This is a genomic window from Histophilus somni, assembly GCF_014202395.1.
Taxonomy (GTDB): domain Bacteria; phylum Pseudomonadota; class Gammaproteobacteria; order Enterobacterales; family Pasteurellaceae; genus Histophilus; species Histophilus somni.
The window spans coordinates 59,178-74,341 of sequence record NZ_JACHGQ010000002.1 but is presented as its reverse complement, the minus strand read 5'-3'; the positions used below and the strand labels follow the sequence as shown (position 1 = coordinate 74,341).

General features: G+C 37.7%; 21 protein-coding genes. 14 read left to right on the top strand and 7 right to left on the bottom strand.

Annotated elements, in window-relative coordinates; all coding sequences use genetic code 11:
* Positions 1-6 precede the first annotated feature (6 nt).
* Positions 7-744: a 23S rRNA (guanosine(2251)-2'-O)-methyltransferase RlmB gene (rlmB, locus tag HNR69_RS01520; RefSeq protein ID WP_075293531.1), complete on the top strand. Its 738-nt coding sequence runs from the start codon at positions 7-9 to the stop codon at positions 742-744.
* A gap of 140 nt (positions 745-884) precedes the next feature.
* On the opposite strand, the gene HNR69_RS01515 is transcribed toward rlmB, so the two are convergent.
* The 5 genes from HNR69_RS01515 to HNR69_RS01495 all read right to left on the bottom strand — a co-directional run bounded on the left by HNR69_RS01515 (position 885) and on the right by HNR69_RS01495 (position 4,326).
* A complete protein-coding gene (locus tag HNR69_RS01515) occupies positions 885-1,382 on the bottom strand; it encodes a tetratricopeptide repeat protein (protein WP_232451452.1) in 498 nt (165 codons plus the stop codon).
* A gap of 89 nt (positions 1,383-1,471) precedes the next feature.
* Complete coding sequence (gene cysE / locus HNR69_RS01510; protein ID WP_075290596.1) at positions 1,472-2,269, bottom strand: serine O-acetyltransferase; 798 nt, start codon at positions 2,267-2,269, stop codon at positions 1,472-1,474.
* Position 2,270: 1 nt separating this feature from the next.
* Positions 2,271-3,284 (bottom strand): NAD(P)H-dependent glycerol-3-phosphate dehydrogenase, encoded by a 1,014-nt coding sequence (gene gpsA / locus HNR69_RS01505; RefSeq protein WP_075293530.1) that lies wholly within the window; start codon positions 3,282-3,284, stop codon positions 2,271-2,273.
* Positions 3,285-3,353: 69 nt separating this feature from the next.
* Positions 3,354-3,869 carry a protein-export chaperone SecB gene (secB, locus tag HNR69_RS01500; RefSeq protein WP_011608308.1) on the bottom strand — a complete coding sequence of 172 codons (516 nt, stop codon included), beginning with the start codon at positions 3,867-3,869 and terminating at the stop codon, positions 3,354-3,356.
* A gap of 10 nt (positions 3,870-3,879) precedes the next feature.
* Positions 3,880-4,326, bottom strand: coding sequence for a rhodanese-like domain-containing protein (locus HNR69_RS01495; protein WP_075293529.1), 447 nt, complete (start codon positions 4,324-4,326; stop codon positions 3,880-3,882).
* 243 nt (positions 4,327-4,569) lie between these two features.
* On the opposite strand from HNR69_RS01495, the gene HNR69_RS01490 reads away from it, so the two are divergent.
* The gene (locus HNR69_RS01490; protein WP_075293528.1) at positions 4,570-5,880 is read left to right on the top strand and encodes an anaerobic C4-dicarboxylate transporter; all 1,311 of its coding nucleotides are present in this window, start codon (positions 4,570-4,572) and stop codon (positions 5,878-5,880) included.
* Between the two features lie 72 nt (positions 5,881-5,952).
* On the opposite strand, the gene ubiA is transcribed toward HNR69_RS01490, so the two are convergent.
* Positions 5,953-6,813 carry a 4-hydroxybenzoate octaprenyltransferase gene (ubiA, locus tag HNR69_RS01485; RefSeq protein WP_011608311.1) on the bottom strand — a complete coding sequence of 287 codons (861 nt, stop codon included), beginning with the start codon at positions 6,811-6,813 and terminating at the stop codon, positions 5,953-5,955.
* Between the two features lie 137 nt (positions 6,814-6,950).
* Here ubiA and glpE point away from each other — a divergent pair, with 137 nt between their 5' ends.
* Positions 6,951-7,274 carry a thiosulfate sulfurtransferase GlpE gene (glpE, locus tag HNR69_RS01480; protein ID WP_075293596.1) on the top strand — a complete coding sequence of 108 codons (324 nt, stop codon included), beginning with the start codon at positions 6,951-6,953 and terminating at the stop codon, positions 7,272-7,274.
* A 23-nt stretch (positions 7,275-7,297) separates the two neighbouring features.
* Here the strand turns inward: glpE and HNR69_RS01475 are convergent, their stop codons facing one another.
* Positions 7,298-7,612 (bottom strand): DUF5389 domain-containing protein, encoded by a 315-nt coding sequence (locus HNR69_RS01475; protein WP_075293527.1) that lies wholly within the window; start codon positions 7,610-7,612, stop codon positions 7,298-7,300.
* Positions 7,613-7,655: 43 nt separating this feature from the next.
* Between HNR69_RS01475 and HNR69_RS01470 the strand changes: the two genes are divergently transcribed.
* The 11 genes from HNR69_RS01470 (at position 7,656) to rplJ (ending at position 15,157) form a co-directional block, all read left to right on the top strand.
* Positions 7,656-8,525 (top strand): rhomboid family intramembrane serine protease, encoded by an 870-nt coding sequence (locus HNR69_RS01470; RefSeq protein WP_075293526.1) that lies wholly within the window; start codon positions 7,656-7,658, stop codon positions 8,523-8,525.
* A gap of 226 nt (positions 8,526-8,751) precedes the next feature.
* Positions 8,752-9,276: a 23S rRNA accumulation protein YceD gene (yceD, locus tag HNR69_RS01465; protein WP_012341157.1), complete on the top strand. Its 525-nt coding sequence runs from the start codon at positions 8,752-8,754 to the stop codon at positions 9,274-9,276.
* 17 nt (positions 9,277-9,293) lie between these two features.
* Positions 9,294-9,464, top strand: coding sequence for a 50S ribosomal protein L32 (gene rpmF, locus HNR69_RS01460; RefSeq protein WP_011608316.1), 171 nt, complete (start codon positions 9,294-9,296; stop codon positions 9,462-9,464).
* Positions 9,465-9,530: 66 nt separating this feature from the next.
* A complete protein-coding gene (locus tag HNR69_RS01455) occupies positions 9,531-9,863 on the top strand; it encodes a fatty acid synthesis protein (protein WP_041605190.1) in 333 nt (110 codons plus the stop codon).
* Between the two features lie 52 nt (positions 9,864-9,915).
* Positions 9,916-10,866, top strand: coding sequence for a beta-ketoacyl-ACP synthase III (locus HNR69_RS01450; protein WP_075293525.1), 951 nt, complete (start codon positions 9,916-9,918; stop codon positions 10,864-10,866).
* A gap of 43 nt (positions 10,867-10,909) precedes the next feature.
* Positions 10,910-11,848, top strand: a complete 939-nt coding sequence (fabD, locus tag HNR69_RS01445; protein ID WP_011608319.1) for an ACP S-malonyltransferase — start codon at positions 10,910-10,912, stop codon at positions 11,846-11,848.
* Between the two features lie 53 nt (positions 11,849-11,901).
* The gene (gene fabG / locus HNR69_RS01440; RefSeq protein ID WP_075293524.1) at positions 11,902-12,627 is read left to right on the top strand and encodes a 3-oxoacyl-ACP reductase FabG; all 726 of its coding nucleotides are present in this window, start codon (positions 11,902-11,904) and stop codon (positions 12,625-12,627) included.
* A 253-nt stretch (positions 12,628-12,880) separates the two neighbouring features.
* Positions 12,881-13,111, top strand: coding sequence for an acyl carrier protein (gene acpP / locus HNR69_RS01435; RefSeq protein ID WP_011608321.1), 231 nt, complete (start codon positions 12,881-12,883; stop codon positions 13,109-13,111).
* A 148-nt stretch (positions 13,112-13,259) separates the two neighbouring features.
* Positions 13,260-13,688 carry a 50S ribosomal protein L11 gene (gene rplK, locus HNR69_RS01430; protein WP_011608322.1) on the top strand — a complete coding sequence of 143 codons (429 nt, stop codon included), beginning with the start codon at positions 13,260-13,262 and terminating at the stop codon, positions 13,686-13,688.
* A 4-nt stretch (positions 13,689-13,692) separates the two neighbouring features.
* The gene (gene rplA, locus HNR69_RS01425; protein ID WP_011608323.1) at positions 13,693-14,382 is read left to right on the top strand and encodes a 50S ribosomal protein L1; all 690 of its coding nucleotides are present in this window, start codon (positions 13,693-13,695) and stop codon (positions 14,380-14,382) included.
* Between the two features lie 283 nt (positions 14,383-14,665).
* On the top strand, positions 14,666-15,157 hold the full coding sequence (gene rplJ / locus HNR69_RS01420; RefSeq protein ID WP_012341232.1) for a 50S ribosomal protein L10: 492 nt from the start codon (positions 14,666-14,668) through the stop codon (positions 15,155-15,157).
* Positions 15,158-15,164: the final 7 nt, after the last annotated feature.

The following is a 15,164-nucleotide window of genomic DNA, read 5'->3' as shown; positions in this document are numbered from 1 at the left end:
AAAATCATGGCAGAAAATATTTATGGAATTCATGCGGTGCAGGCTTTTCTTATTAATGCACCAGAACGTTTGATCGAAGTTTATGTGCTAAAAGGGCGGGAAGATAAGCGGTTACAATCCGTACTGAATGAACTTTATAAATTAGGTATAAGCGTACAATTTTTGAATCGTGATACATTGGATAAAAAAGCGAACGGAGAAGTACATCAAGGTATCATTGCTCGTGTTCAACCAGCTAAAGAGTTGAATGAAAATGACTTGGTTGAGATCTTACAAAAAAAAGCAAATCCATTATTGCTGGTACTGGATGGTATCACAGATCCACATAATTTAGGTGCTTGTTTACGATCAGCAGATGCTGCCGGTGTTTGTGCTGTGATTGTGCCAAAAGATAAATCGGCACAATTGACTGCGATTGCTCGTAAAGTCGCTTGTGGAGCGGCGGAAGTTGTACCTCTTGTTCGTGTAACAAATTTAGCCCGCACTTTACGAGATCTACAGCAACAACATAATATTTGGGTTGTAGGTACGGCTGGCGAGGCGATTGAAACTTTATACGAAGCGAAATTAACCGGCGGTTTAGCACTTGTTATGGGGGCTGAGGGAGATGGAATGCGTCGTTTAACCCGTGAAACTTGCGATCAATTGATTAGCATTCCTATGGCGGGTTCCGTCTCTTCATTAAATGTTTCTGTTGCCACAGGCGTTTGTCTATTTGAAATTGTGCGACAAAGATTAGGGTAATACTTTCTTCATCTAAAAAGGTTGGATGTGATGTGAAATATGTTTATTATGTAAATTAAAAGGACTGAACCCTGCAGAATACAGAGTGCAGTCCTTGAATTAAATCAGTCCAATCAGATCATATTGTCAGGAAATTTTTGCTATTTTATACCCTTCTTATCTAGTTTTGCATACGTTTGACAGTCAATGTTTAAGCCATTATCGCACGCTAATCTATAATATTGTTTAGCTTTAGAAACATTTCTTTGTACACCCTGTCCGTTTGCATACATCACGCCGAGATTGTATTGTGCATTTGCATATCCCTGTTCAGCAGCTTGTGTGTACCAATAGACAGCTTGTTTATAGTTTTGAGTAATGCCCTTTCCCCCATCTGTATACATCAGACCGAGATTGTTTTGTGCATGTGCCTCTCCCTGTTCAGCAGCTTTCGTGTACCAATAGACGGCTTGTTGATCGTTTTGAGTAATGCCATCTCCGTATTCGTACATCAAACCGAGATTGTGTTGTGCATTTGCATCTCCCTGTTCAGCCAGTTGTTTGAATAAGGGAAAAGCGTCAGAATAATTTTGTTGTTTAATAAATTGTAAAGCACGATTAAATCTTTCGGTATCTGTTTCGGCATGTAGATTGGACAATACCGAAAGAGAGTAGGGCGATAAGTAGGGATTTTTTTAGATTCATCTGAGTTCCTTTGCTGACTGCTTCTCATGGTTCGTTTAAAAAATTAGATATTTAAGTTAATTGCATCATCAATAAAGTATTGGTCCATATCAAATGCAGGTTTCGCCCCTTTATTTTTGCCTACTATTTGAGAAGGCACACCAGCGACAGTAGTGTATTCTGAAACGGATTGTAACACTACGGAGTTTGCACCAATTTTAGCGTAACGCCCAATTTCGATATTTCCTAACACTTTAGCTCCGGACCCAATCATCACACCTTCTCGAATTTTAGGATGACGATCGCCGCTTTCTTTGCCCGTTCCCCCTAAAGTTACACCTTGCAAAATAGATACATCATTTTCAATGACAGATGTTTCTCCTATCACAATACCTGTGGCATGATCGAACATAATGCCGCAACCGATTCTTGCTGCGGGATGGATATCTACATCAAAGGCAACGGATATTTGGTTTTGTAAATAGATCGCCAATGCTTTTCGTCCTTGTTGCCATAAATAATGGGTAATACGATAACTTTGCAATGCGTGGAAGCCTTTCAAATAAAGTAACGGTGTAGAGTATTGTTCTACGGCAGGATCTCGATGACGCACGGCTCGGATATCGCAAGCCGCACTTTCGATAATTTGCGGTTGATTTTGATGTGCTTCTTCAATAATTTCTCGCAATGCAATAGCGGGCATAATTGGATTAGCTAATTTGTTCGCAAGAATATAGCTTAATGCACTGCCTAGATTGTTATGTTTTAAGATAGTTGCATGAAAGAAACTGGCTAGCATTGGTTCATTTTCAGCGAGTTTTGCTGCTTCAGCACGAATAAGACTCCATACTTCTATTGACATGTTACTCCCTTTTGCGTTTTCTTCCCAATAAAGTAATAGCTGCATCTTCAGGTTTTTTACCACAAAATAGTATTTGATATACCTGCTCGGTAATCGGCATTTCTACACCCTGTTGCTGGGCTAATAAAAAGGTTTCTTTTGTATTGTAAAAACCCTCTATAACCGGACCAAGTTCATTGATAGCCGTTGTACAATCAAAACCTTGTCCTAACATTAATCCAAAACGACGGTTACGAGACTGGTTATCGGTACAAGTAAGGACTAAATCCCCTAAGCCGGATGTTCCCATAAAGGTATTTGGATTTGCACCTAGAGATATGCCCAAACGACTGATTTCAGCGATTCCTCGAGTAATTAATGCTGTACGTGCATTAGCACCAAACCCCATACCATCAGAAATCCCTGCAGCAATAGCAATTACATTTTTAACCGCCCCTCCTAGTTGTACACCAATCATATCTTGATTAATATAGACTCGGAATTTGCTACAATGAATTCTTTCTTGGAACTCTAAGGCAAATTGTTCGTTATTTGAGGCTAATGTAATAGCTGTCGGCATACCGGCAGCCAATTCTTTAGCAAAGGTAGGTCCTGATAAGACTGCTAAAGGATAACCATATCCTACATGCTCTTCAACAACTTCTTGTAATAAGCGTCCTGTATTTCGCTCCAGTCCTTTCGTTGCCCAGGCGATACGTTGATCCGATCTTAAGTGCGGTTTAATTTGCATGATAACGTCGCCAAAAACATGACTTGGTACAACAATTAATAACTCTCTGGAGTGTTGAATGGCTTGTGCTAAATTGTCTTCTACATATAAAGAATCAGGAAAGTGAATATTAGGTAAAAATGCTTGATTTTTTCGCTCATTACGTAAGCGTTGACAATGTTGAGGATGATGTCCCCATAAGTAGGTTGGATAACCATTGCGAGAAAAGGCAATAGCTAAGGCAGTTCCATAAGCACCGGCACCAATTACGGTGATTGGAGTTGGAGAAGGACTGTTATCATTCATATTTTTTTTTCTTAGAATTTTCGGAGTTAATAGAAAAATATTAGGGTGTTATTACAACACCCTGAGAGATTAATGGACTTCTTTCTTTTCTTTTTCTTCAGCTTTTGACTCCTCTTGTGCTTGTTGACGTTGCATATACTCAACAAATAAGGCATCAAAATTGACCGGTGCTAGATTTAAAGCCGGGAAAGTGCCACGATTCACTAAACTGGAAATTAATTCTCGTGCATAAGGGAATAACATATTTGGGCATTGAGATGTTAGGCAATGTGCTAATTGTACATCTTCTAAACCGCTTATAGCAAAGATGCCTGCCTGTTTTACTTCACATATAAAAGCAACATCTTCACTGCCTTCCATTGTAGTTTCAACAGAGATATTCAGGCAAACTTCATAAAGATCTTCTGCTAAATGGGTTGTTTCTGTGCTTAAATTAAAATCCAGTTTCGGTTTCCATTCCTGTTGGAAAATGTGTGGTAGATTAGGTGCTTCAAAAGAAACATCTTTAACGTAAATACGTTGAATTTGTAAAACAACTTCTGTTCCTTGTTCTTCTGTTACTGCGTCTTGATTTTTTTCTGTCATTTTTCGATCCTTATTTATGTTTTTTGACTAAAGGTAAATTTGCCGTAATCCAGCCACTGATACCATCTTTCAGTGAGTAAACTCGACTAAATCCTTGTTTAACTAATAATTCTGCTGATGCACCTGCATTCATACCTGTTGCACAAACTAAAATTACAGGGGTATCTTTATGTTGTTCAATTTTTCCTAAATTTTGATTTTTAATCTCTGTTGGCAATACATTGATACTGTTGATAATATGACCACGTTGAAATTCATCTATTGTGCGTAAATCAATAACAATAGCCTCTTCATTATTAATTAAACGAGTCGCTTCGGCGTTTTCTACTGCCGTAACTTTACTGGTAAATGATTTTACCGATGTATAAATTAACATGACAAATACGGCAATCCATGCTATTACCATTAGGCTATGATTTTTTGCAAACTCTGTTGCTAAAGGGAGATATTCTTGCATTTTTTCTATTTTTCAGGGTTAAAGTTAAGGTTAAAAATAAAGGGCTAAGTATAACCGCACTTTCTTCATCTTTCAAAATTTTTCAAAGAAAGTCTTGCAAATAAATTGATCTATATTATAGATAGCTTCCCTGTTTATTGGTATATTAGCCCCAAATTTCAAGGAAGTCTTGATAAATTTGTTGAAAGAGGGTTTCCGATTTTATCGGAAACGATTTTTAAGTAGAAAAAATAGGAAAAAACAATGTTTTATATTCAATTCGCTATCGTTTTAGTGTGTATTCTGATTGGTGCACGCATTGGTGGTATCGGTTTGGGCGTTATGGGTGGTTTAGGGCTTTGTATTCTCGCCTTCGGCTTCGGGTTACCACCTGCTGGATTACCGATTGATGTGATGTTTATGATTATGGCTGTAGTTTCTGCCGCTGCTGCAATGCAGGCAGCCGGTGGTTTGGATTATATGATCAAAATCGCAACCAATATTTTACGCAGAAATCCTAAATATATCACTTTTGTCGCACCTGCCGTAACTTGGTTATTTACTTTCTTAGCCGGTACTGGCCATGTAGCTTATTCTGTATTACCAGTTATCGCAGAAGTAAGTCGTCACAGCGGTATTCGTCCTGAGCGTCCACTTTCAATGGCAGTAATTGCATCGCAATTTGCTATTGTAGCAAGTCCTATCGCTGCCGCTGTAGTGGCTGTTGTGAACTATTTAGAACCACAAGGAATCAACTTGGGTAGCGTCTTAATGGTTACTATTCCGTCAACTATTTTAGGCATAGCACTTGCTTGTGTTTTTGTCAATAAAATGGGGAAAGAATTAAAAGACGATCCGAATTATCAACGTTTATTACAAAATCCTGAGTATGTCAAAGAAAACAGCGTAAGTAATATTGCTGAAATTGAAATAAAACCGACTGCGAAATTATCAGTGGGCTTATTCTTATTCGGTGCATTACTTGTTGTTGTGATGGGAGCGTATCCGGAGTTACGTCCATCATTCAACGATAAACCTATGGGTATGGCTCACACTATTGAGATCGTTATGTTAACTGTTGGTGCATTGATTATCTTAACCTGTAAACCGAATGGTAACGCAATTACACAAGGTTCCGTATTCCATGCTGGTATGCGTGCGGTGATTGCAATTTTTGGTATTGCTTGGTTGGGAGATACATTGATGCAAGGTCATATTGCAGGCATTAAAGAAAGTGTGAAGTTATTAGTTGAAACCGCACCTTGGGCATTTGCATTTGCACTGTTCTTACTTTCTGTTTTGGTAAACAGTCAAGGGGCGACTGTAGCAACTTTATTTCCGCTAGGTATTGCATTAGGTATTGAACCTGCGATTTTAATCGGGGTATTTGTAGCAGTAAACGGTTATTTCTTTATTCCAAACTATGGTCCAATTATTGCTTCAATTGACTTTGATACAACAGGCACAACAAGAATCGGTAAGTTTATCTTTAATCACAGCTTTATGCTTCCAGGTTTATTAAGTATGGCATTTAGCTTAGGTTTCGGGTTATTGTTTGCAAGTATTTTACTTTAGCTTTCACTAAATAATTTATAAAAACACCGCACTTGCTTTAAGAAGTGCGGTGTTTTTTGGGATTTTGATTTTTTAAATACCGAATAAAACAGCAATGAAAACGGTCAAGCCGAAATAATTGTTATTTAAAAAAGCGTTAAAGCAACTCGCTCTATCTCTATTTTTAGTCAAACGGCATTGGTAAACGAAAAATAAGCCGGCAATAGCCAATACAATAAAATATCTGTTATTTAATTGTGATAAATAACCCACGGAAAAGAGAAAAATCAGCGTTATTATTTGTAATAATGCGATGATTTTATTGTCATATTGAGCAAATAAAATCGCCGTTGATTTCACGCCAATACGCAAATCATCATCACGATCTACCATGGCATATTGAGTATCATATGCGACTGTCCAAGATAAATTTGCAATAAATAATAACCAGCATTCTAGAGGCAATGCTTCAATAGTCGCACCATAAGCCATTGGAATAGACCAGCCAAAAGCCGCCCCTAAGAAAAATTGTGGCAAATGTGTATAACGTTTCATAAAGGGATAAATAAATGCCAAAATGACTGCAATCACAGATAAACCAATAGTATAAAGGTTTAAACAAAGGACTAATAAAAAAGAACAAAAAACGAGGACGATAAATAACCATTTTGCTTCACGAGGTGTTGCTCGACCTGTTGAAAGTGGGCGTAGTGAAGTTCGTTTAACTTTTCCGTCAATATGGCGATCTGCATAATCATTGATGACACAACCTGCTGAACGCATTAAAAATACGCCGCATATAAAAATTGCTAAAACTGATAGGGTAGGCATCGCTTTTTCGGCAAGATATAATGCCCAAAGCGTTGGCCAAAGTAAAAGCAATGTGCCGATAGGTTTGTCTAAACGCATTAATTGTCCATAAGCAATCAACTTATCTTTTGCAAATATTGTCATTTGATTGGCTAAACCTTGTAATTCTTAATAAAAGTGCGGTGTATTTTACTGTAAAATCCTTTTTGGAAAAAGTGAGTTTACCCTATAAAGAAACAGTGTTATATTGCGAAATACTTTTATTGTTAAACTATCATAAAATGACTACATTCAAAGAAATCAACTCTGAACAAGCATGGGAAATATTAAATAATAAGAATGCTGTATTAGTAGACATTCGTGATTTATCCCATTTTATTTACAGTCGTCCGCAAAGTGCTTTTCATTTAACTCATCAGCGTTTTAGTGAATTCCAACAGAAATATGAATACGACCAACCGATTATTGTGAGTTGTTATCATGGTGTGAGTAGCCGCAATGTGGCACAATTTTTAGTTGAGCAAGGCTATGATGAAGTTTATAGCTTAATTGGAGGTTTCGCCGGTTGGGTACAAGCGAATTTACCGGTGGAAAGTGGATATTAAATAAAAGGCAGACGATTCCTGCCTTAGTTTAATCCAACCGCACAAACATAGATCAAAACACTATAAAAAATCACCGTACTTAGTAGCAAAACATATTTTGCCAGCTTACTGTTACGTTGATTTAATTTAAATGAATAACGAGCAATAATGCCTAAAATAAAAGGATAAGCCCAAAAGAAAATTGACATCCATCTCATTTGAAAATCATCCAAATTTGGATTTTTAATGAAATTAGGTGAGATTAAGAGAGCTAATGGCCAAAGCAAAACAGGTAGGCAAAACCCAACGAGTGCCCAAGAAAATCTACTAAATCCGGTTGGCATGTTTTGTTTTTTCATTTTTATCCTCGATAATATATACAAGAGAACAGGAATATAGCAAATGAAACTATTATTTGGTAGTGAAAGAGAGAATTTTATTATTTGGTTTCGTGATTATATCCGAGCTAAGTATTTGCTTGAATTGACCATTCAAAACTATATTGATGAAAAATATAATCGGTCGGTGCGTGGTGTTTTTATCGAAGAAAATCATCCATTATTGACACAGCTTGAACAAGAGAAAATACTTTTTCTGCAGGATCCTTTTAACCCTTGTTATCAGCAGGCAGCTTGGGAAGCCGGCGATACACATTCCATTCAGTACAAAAAAACATCATGGGTGGCTATTTGGAAAATCTCATCGAAATGGTTCCAACAAGGTAAAATAACTTTATTTATTACCGCACTTTGCACTCTAATTTACGTTTTACAGAACTTGGGATTTGAGCAAGGTATTTTCTATTTTGCTCATTATCCAGCAAATCCGGCACAACAAACAGAAATTTGGCGTTATATTTCGCATAGTTTAGTGCATCTCTCGCCACTACATTTTTTATTTAATCTAAGTTGGTTTTGGTTATTTGGCGGGGCAATTGAACGACAGCTGAATGCAAAAAAATTACTGTTGCTCTTTTTTGTTTCATCTATTTTGACCGGAGTCGTGCAAAATTATTTCTCTGATTATCGTTTCTTCGGGTTATCTGGTGTAGTTTATGCGGTATTGGGTTATGTATTTATTTTAGATAAATTTCATTATGCTAAATTTGCTTTACCATCAGGTTTTTTCTTGATGTTAATTATGGGGATCGCCTTAGGTTTTATTAGTCCGCTTGTAGGTATTTATATGGGCAACAGTGCTCATATTAGTGGTTTATTATGTGGGATCTTATTAGGCTTATGGCAAGTTAAAAAAGGGCGTTTTGAGAATTAAACGTAACATATTGAAATCAACGAAATGTGTATTGTCTTATTTCTATGCTCTTTCAAACTCAAGATAAAATAGATCGAAATTTGGAGGATAGAGATAAACGCTGTCTTGAAGAGAAATTTGTTTTGCCATTATGGTTACTTTAGCTTACAGTAAATTCTGAATTTTCGCATAAAATTTGATAATTTCCTTTGACTAATTGACAATCAAAAGGTAATATTCACGCCCTATGCAAAAGGTAAAACTACCCCTAACTGTTGACCCGATTAAAGATGCACAGCGTAGATTGGATTATCAAGGTTGTTATGTGTCCAATCAAGTTACTCGTTTAGCGGAGTCAGTAGTCAAAGTGCTCAGCGATGTGCAGGTAACATTATCGTTTTTCGTTGATCCGCAAAAATTGACTGTAATGAAAGGAAGAGCGAGTGTTGATGTGGAATTAGAATGTCAACGTTGTGGTTGTCCTTTCAGTCAATCATTGGAATGTGAGTTTTCTTATAGTCCAGTGTCTGATTTGGGTAAGATCAATGAATTGCCAGAGATTTATGAACCGATAGAATTAAATGAATTCGGGGAAATAGATTTAATTGGAACGGTTGAAGATGAACTGATTGTTGCTCTTCCAATTGTTCCGATGCATTCATCTGAACACTGTGAAGTGTCCGTGGCTGAACAGGTTTTTGGCGAATTGCCGGAAGAGCTGGCAAAAAAACCGAACCCGTTCGCTGTATTAGCTAGTTTAAAGAAAAAGTAAATTTAGGAGTATAGCCAATGGCTGTTCAACAAAATAAAAAATCTCGTTCACGTCGTGATATGCGTCGTTCACATGATGCGTTAACCACTGCAGCTGTATCGGTTGACAAAACAAGCGGAGAAACTCATTTACGCCACCATGTAACCGCAGATGGTTATTATCGTGGTCGTAAAGTGATCAATAAATAATCGTTGATTGTTTAAGGTAATCACTTGAGTCATCTAACTGTTGTGTTAGATATGATGGGCGGGGACATGAGTCCCCGTATTACTATCTGCGAATTGGTAAAAGCGTTGGGTAAGCATCCAATGCTGTCTTTGTTGTTTGCTAATAACCAACAAAATTTTCCTCTACGTCAACGTTTTCCAATCGATAGTCAAAATTATTTAGCCGTCTGTCATTGCTCTCATGTGATTGAAAATAATCAGGGTTTAGTTCATACCTTAGTTCACATTTTTGTAGAATACCAGCTAGGTTTATTTTATCTATATGCAGCTTTGTTAAATATAGGTATTGAGGAAACCAAAGAATATAAAGAATATAAAGCTATTCGAGATATGGCATTACAATCTTCAAAGAAAGGTTAAAGAAAATCTTGCCGGTTTGAATAAAATTAAGACGTAACTTGATGAGATAATTATGTACAGTAGAATTTTAGCAACCGGTAGTTATATACCGGCTAATATCAGGACTAATGCTGATTTAGAAAAAATGGTAGAGACATCTGATGAATGGATTACTACTCGTTCCGGTATAAAAGAGCGTCGTATCGCCGGTGAAAATGAAACAGTTGCCACAATGGGATTTGAGGCCGCTAAAAATGCACTTCAGTTAGCCAATATTTGCCCTAACGATATCGATTTGGTTTTGGTTGCGACTACCAGCCACTCCTATGCTTATCCAAGTGCTGCATGCCAAATTCAAGGTATGTTGGACATTGATGATGCAATTTCTTTCGATTTGGCGGCAGCTTGCACGGGGTTTATCTATGCTTTAAGTGTTGCAGATCAATTCATTAAAACAGGTAAAGTAAAAAAAGCTTTAGTGATTGGTGCAGATATTAATTCTCGTAAGTTAGATGAAACGGATCGTAGCACTGTTATTTTATTTGGTGACGGTGCTGGTGCCGTGATCTTGGAAAGCAGCGATATTGAAGGGATTATTTCTACTCATTTACATGCTTCTTTAGATAAAAGTAACGCCTTAATTCTTCCTCAAACTCAACATGGTGAAGCACAATCCGGTTATATTCAAATGCAAGGGAATGCAACTTTTAAACTTGCAGTACGAGAATTATCTAATGTAGTAGAAGAAACTTTACGTGATAATCACTTAGACAAAGCTGATTTAGATTGGTTGGTACCTCATCAAGCAAACTTACGTATTATCACGGCAACTGCTGAAAAATTGAATATGTCTTTAGATCAAGTGGTAATTACTTTAGACAAGTACGGTAATACAAGTGCGGCGACAGTGCCTGTAGCATTGGATGAAGCTGTACGTGACGGGCGTATTAAGCGTGGTCAATTATTATTATTAGAAGCATTTGGTGGTGGTTGGACTTGGGGTTCTGCGTTGGTTCGTTTCTAAATTTTAACAAAAATTGAATATACTTATTTAGTAGGAAATAAAAATGAAAAAATTTGCAATGGTTTTCCCTGGACAAGGCTCACAAGCAGTGGGAATGCTGGCTGAATTGGCTGCAGAATATCCGATTGTTGAAGAAACTTTTCAGCAAGCTTCCTCCGTTTTGGGTTATGATTTATGGCAGTTAGTGCAACAAGGTCCTGCAGAAGAATTGAATAAAACGTGGCAAACACAACCCGCACTTTTAGCTGCTTCCGTGGCAATTTATCGTGTATGGCAACAAAAATATCCTCACCTAAAACCTGAAGTGATGGCAGGACATAGTTTAGGTGAATATTCCGCTCTAGTATGTGCCGGTGTAATTGATTTCCAAGATGGAATTAAGTTGGTACAACTTCGTGGTAAGTTAATGCAACAAGCAGTTCCGGAAGGAACAGGTGCCATGTACGCAATTATAGGTTTAGATAATGAAAGCATTGTTCAAGCTTGCAAAGCGTCTGAACAAGGTGAGATTGTGTCAGCGGTAAACTTTAATTCACCGGGACAAGTGGTGATTGCAGGAGCAAAAGTCGCAGTAGAACGTGCTGCTGTTGCTTGTAAAGAGGCGGGAGCAAAACGTGCGTTGCCGTTAGCAGTCAGCGTGCCTTCTCACTGTGCATTAATGAAACCAGCAGCAGAAGAATTGGCAGTAGCGTTAGAAAAAATGACGTTTAGCATCCCACAAATTCCGGTTATTAATAATGTTGATGTGAAAGCAGAAAATGAAACCACTAAGATTCGTACCGCACTTGTGCGTCAGCTTTATAGTCCTGTACGTTGGACTGAAATAGTTGAGAATATGGCAAGAGAGGGAATTGAACTTTTATTTGAGATGGGACCTAATAAGGTGCTCACTGGATTAACTAGTCGTATTGTTAAAGAGTTGAATGCTAAAGCAGTCAATGATTTATCTTCATTGAATACAGTGGAAGAAAGCTTAGATTAATTTATGACAACAGAGGCTGATACTAAACAGCCTATTTTATTGAGGAGTAGATGATGCAAGGAAAAATAGCATTAGTAACAGGTGCTACACGTGGGATTGGACGTGCAATAGCAGAAGAATTAGCGAGCAAGGGGGCTTTTGTTATTGGTACTGCAACAAGCGAAAAAGGAGCGGAAAGTATTTCTGCTTATTTAGGCAAACAGGGTAAAGGTTTGGTATTAAATGTCGCAGATCAAGATTCAATAGATGCTGTATTGAGTGCCATTAAAGCTGAAGTGGGTGATGTTGAGATTCTAGTGAATAATGCAGGAATTACCCGTGATGGTTTATTAATGCGTATGAAAGATGATGACTGGTTTGATATTATGCAAACTAATTTAACGTCTATCTATCGTTTATCTAAAGCTGTATTACGTCCGATGATGAAAAAAGGTGGACGCATTATTAATATTGGTTCAGTAGTTGGCTCAATGGGAAATCCCGGTCAAACTAACTATTGTGCGGCAAAAGCGGGTGTTATTGGCTTTACAAAATCGTTAGCAAAAGAAGTTGCAGCAAGAGGAGTAACTGTGAATGTTGTAGCTCCAGGTTTCATTGCAACAGATATGACGGATGTGTTAACTGACGAGCAAAAAGCAAATATTCTGACAAATGTGCCGACAGGTCGTTTGGGACAGCCAAAAGATATTGCGAAAGCTGTTGCATTTTTGGCATCGGAGGACGCGTCATATATTACAGGTACTACATTACATGTTAACGGTGGAATGTATTTACCTTAGTAGAAAGAGGGATTTCAGGCTAGCCAAAGATAAGGCGTAATGTTAAAATCCTGACTGTGGTAATGTAGCTATTGAAACAATCGAGTTACGTTGGCTGTTGCATTCTACAGGTTAACATAACGTATTTATGTTTGTGTACTGAGACAGGTATCATTGTGGTTTGACCTTGTAAAAGTAAAAACAGCTTGAAACTTCATAAAAAATACATACACTATTATATCTTATCGCTAACCATTAATAGGAAAAAAGCAAAATGAGCATTGAAGAACGTGTAAAAAAAATCATTGTTGAACAATTAGGTGTTAAAGAAGATGATGTTAAGCCTGAAGCTTCATTTATTGAAGATTTAGGTGCAGATTCTTTGGATACAGTTGAATTAGTAATGGCCTTAGAGGAAGAATTTGATATTGAAATTCCGGATGAAGAAGCTGAGAAAATTACAACAGTTCAATCAGCAATTGATTATGTTCAAAATAATCAATAGTAATGATACTTGAAAATTACACATGAAATCAGTATAATCCGTATTCACTTATGACCCTTTGACAGGGTCATATTTTTGTGTGGCACATTGTGCTTGTATGAAATGGGGAGCTGAAACGGCGTTATTACCCGCAAAGAGGAAATTAAAAATGGCAAAAAAAGTCCAAGCATACGTTAAGTTGCAAGTCGCAGCAGGTATGGCTAACCCATCACCACCTGTTGGTCCAGCATTAGGTCAACAAGGTGTGAACATCATGGAATTCTGTAAAGCATTTAATGCTCGTACTGAGAGTCTAGAGAAAGGTTTACCGATTCCTGTCGTTATTACTGTTTATGCAGACCGCTCTTTTACATTTGTGACTAAAACTCCGCCGGCAGCGGTATTATTGAAAAAAGCTGCTGGAATTAAATCTGGTTCTAGTAAACCTAATAAAGATAAAGTAGGTAAAGTCACTTTAGATCAAATCCGTCAAATTGCTGAAACTAAAGCAGCCGATATGACCGGTGCAACAATTGAAACTAAAATGAAATCTATTGAAGGTACAGCACGTTCAATGGGTTTAGTAGTGGAGGGTTAATCTAATGGCTAAACTTACTAAGCGTATGAAAGCAATCAAAGCCGGTGTTGATTCAACAAAACAATATGAAATCAATGAAGCTATTACGGTGTTGAAACAATTCACTTCAACAAAATTCGTTGAAAGCGTTGACGTTGCAGTCAATTTAGGTATTGATGCACGTAAATCAGATCAAAATGTACGTGGTGCAACCGTGTTACCACATGGTACAGGTCGTTCAGTACGTGTTGCTGTGTTTACTCAAGGTGCTAATGTTGATGCGGCTAAAGCAGCTGGTGCTGATTTAGTAGGAATGGAAGATTTAGCAGAGCAAATCAAAAAGGGTGAAATGAACTTTGATGTTGTTATTGCTTCCCCTGATGCAATGCGTGTTGTTGGTCAACTAGGTCAAATTTTAGGGCCTAGAGGCTTAATGCCAAATCCTAAAGTTGGTACCGTTACACCAAACGTTGCTGAAGCGGTTAAAAATGCTAAGTCCGGTCAAATCCGTTACCGCAATGATAAAAACGGTATTATTCATACTACAATCGGTAAAGCAAATTTCTCTGCTGAACAATTAAAAGAAAACTTGCAAGCATTATTAGCTGCCTTGACTAAGGCGAAGCCTGCGACAGCAAAAGGTATCTTTATTAGAAAAGTAAGTGTTTCTACTACTCAAGGTGCGGGCGTTGCTGTTGATCAAAGTAGCTTATAATTAATATAGCCAAACCTTTACAGAGGCGTATTTTGTATATATAATGCACGCCTCTATTTTGCCTTATGGCATAATTTCTGGTTGGTGCTTGACCTCTCAAGCCCCGTCCAAGACCGTAGGGGAAAGAATATTTCTTAATAATCCTACGTAGATGGTGATACAGAATAAGAATTTTTCTTGCTTCTGTGCACCTTAGCCTCAGAGAAGACTGCAAAAGTGCGGTGTTTTTTTGAGAAGTTTTATAATTCCGATCAATCGGAGTGTATTCAGGAGCTAAAAGCCAATGGCATTAAATCTTCAAGACAAACAAGCAATTGTTGCTGAAGTAAATGAAGCAGCCAAAGGTGCCCTATCGGCAGTTATTGCGGATTCTCGTGGTGTTACTGTTGATAAAATGACTGAGTTACGTAAAGCAGCTCGTGAAGCTGGCGTTTCTATGCGTGTTGTACGTAATACTTTATTACGTCGTGCAGTAGAAGGCACAGATTTTGAGTGCTTAACAGATACGTTTGTAGGTCCAACACTTATCGCATTTTCTAATGAGCATCCAGGTGCGGCTGCACGTTTGTTCAAGGATTTTGCTAAAGCTAACGATAAGTTTGAAATTAAAGGTGCAGCCTTTGAAGGTAAGATCCAAAATGTTGAGTTCTTAGCAACATTACCGACTTACGAAGAAGCAATTGCACGTTTAATGGGTACTATGAAAGAAGCAGCGGCAGGCAAACTTGCTCGCACTCTTGCGGCATACCGCGACAAATTACAAGAAGCGGCTTAATTAAAGC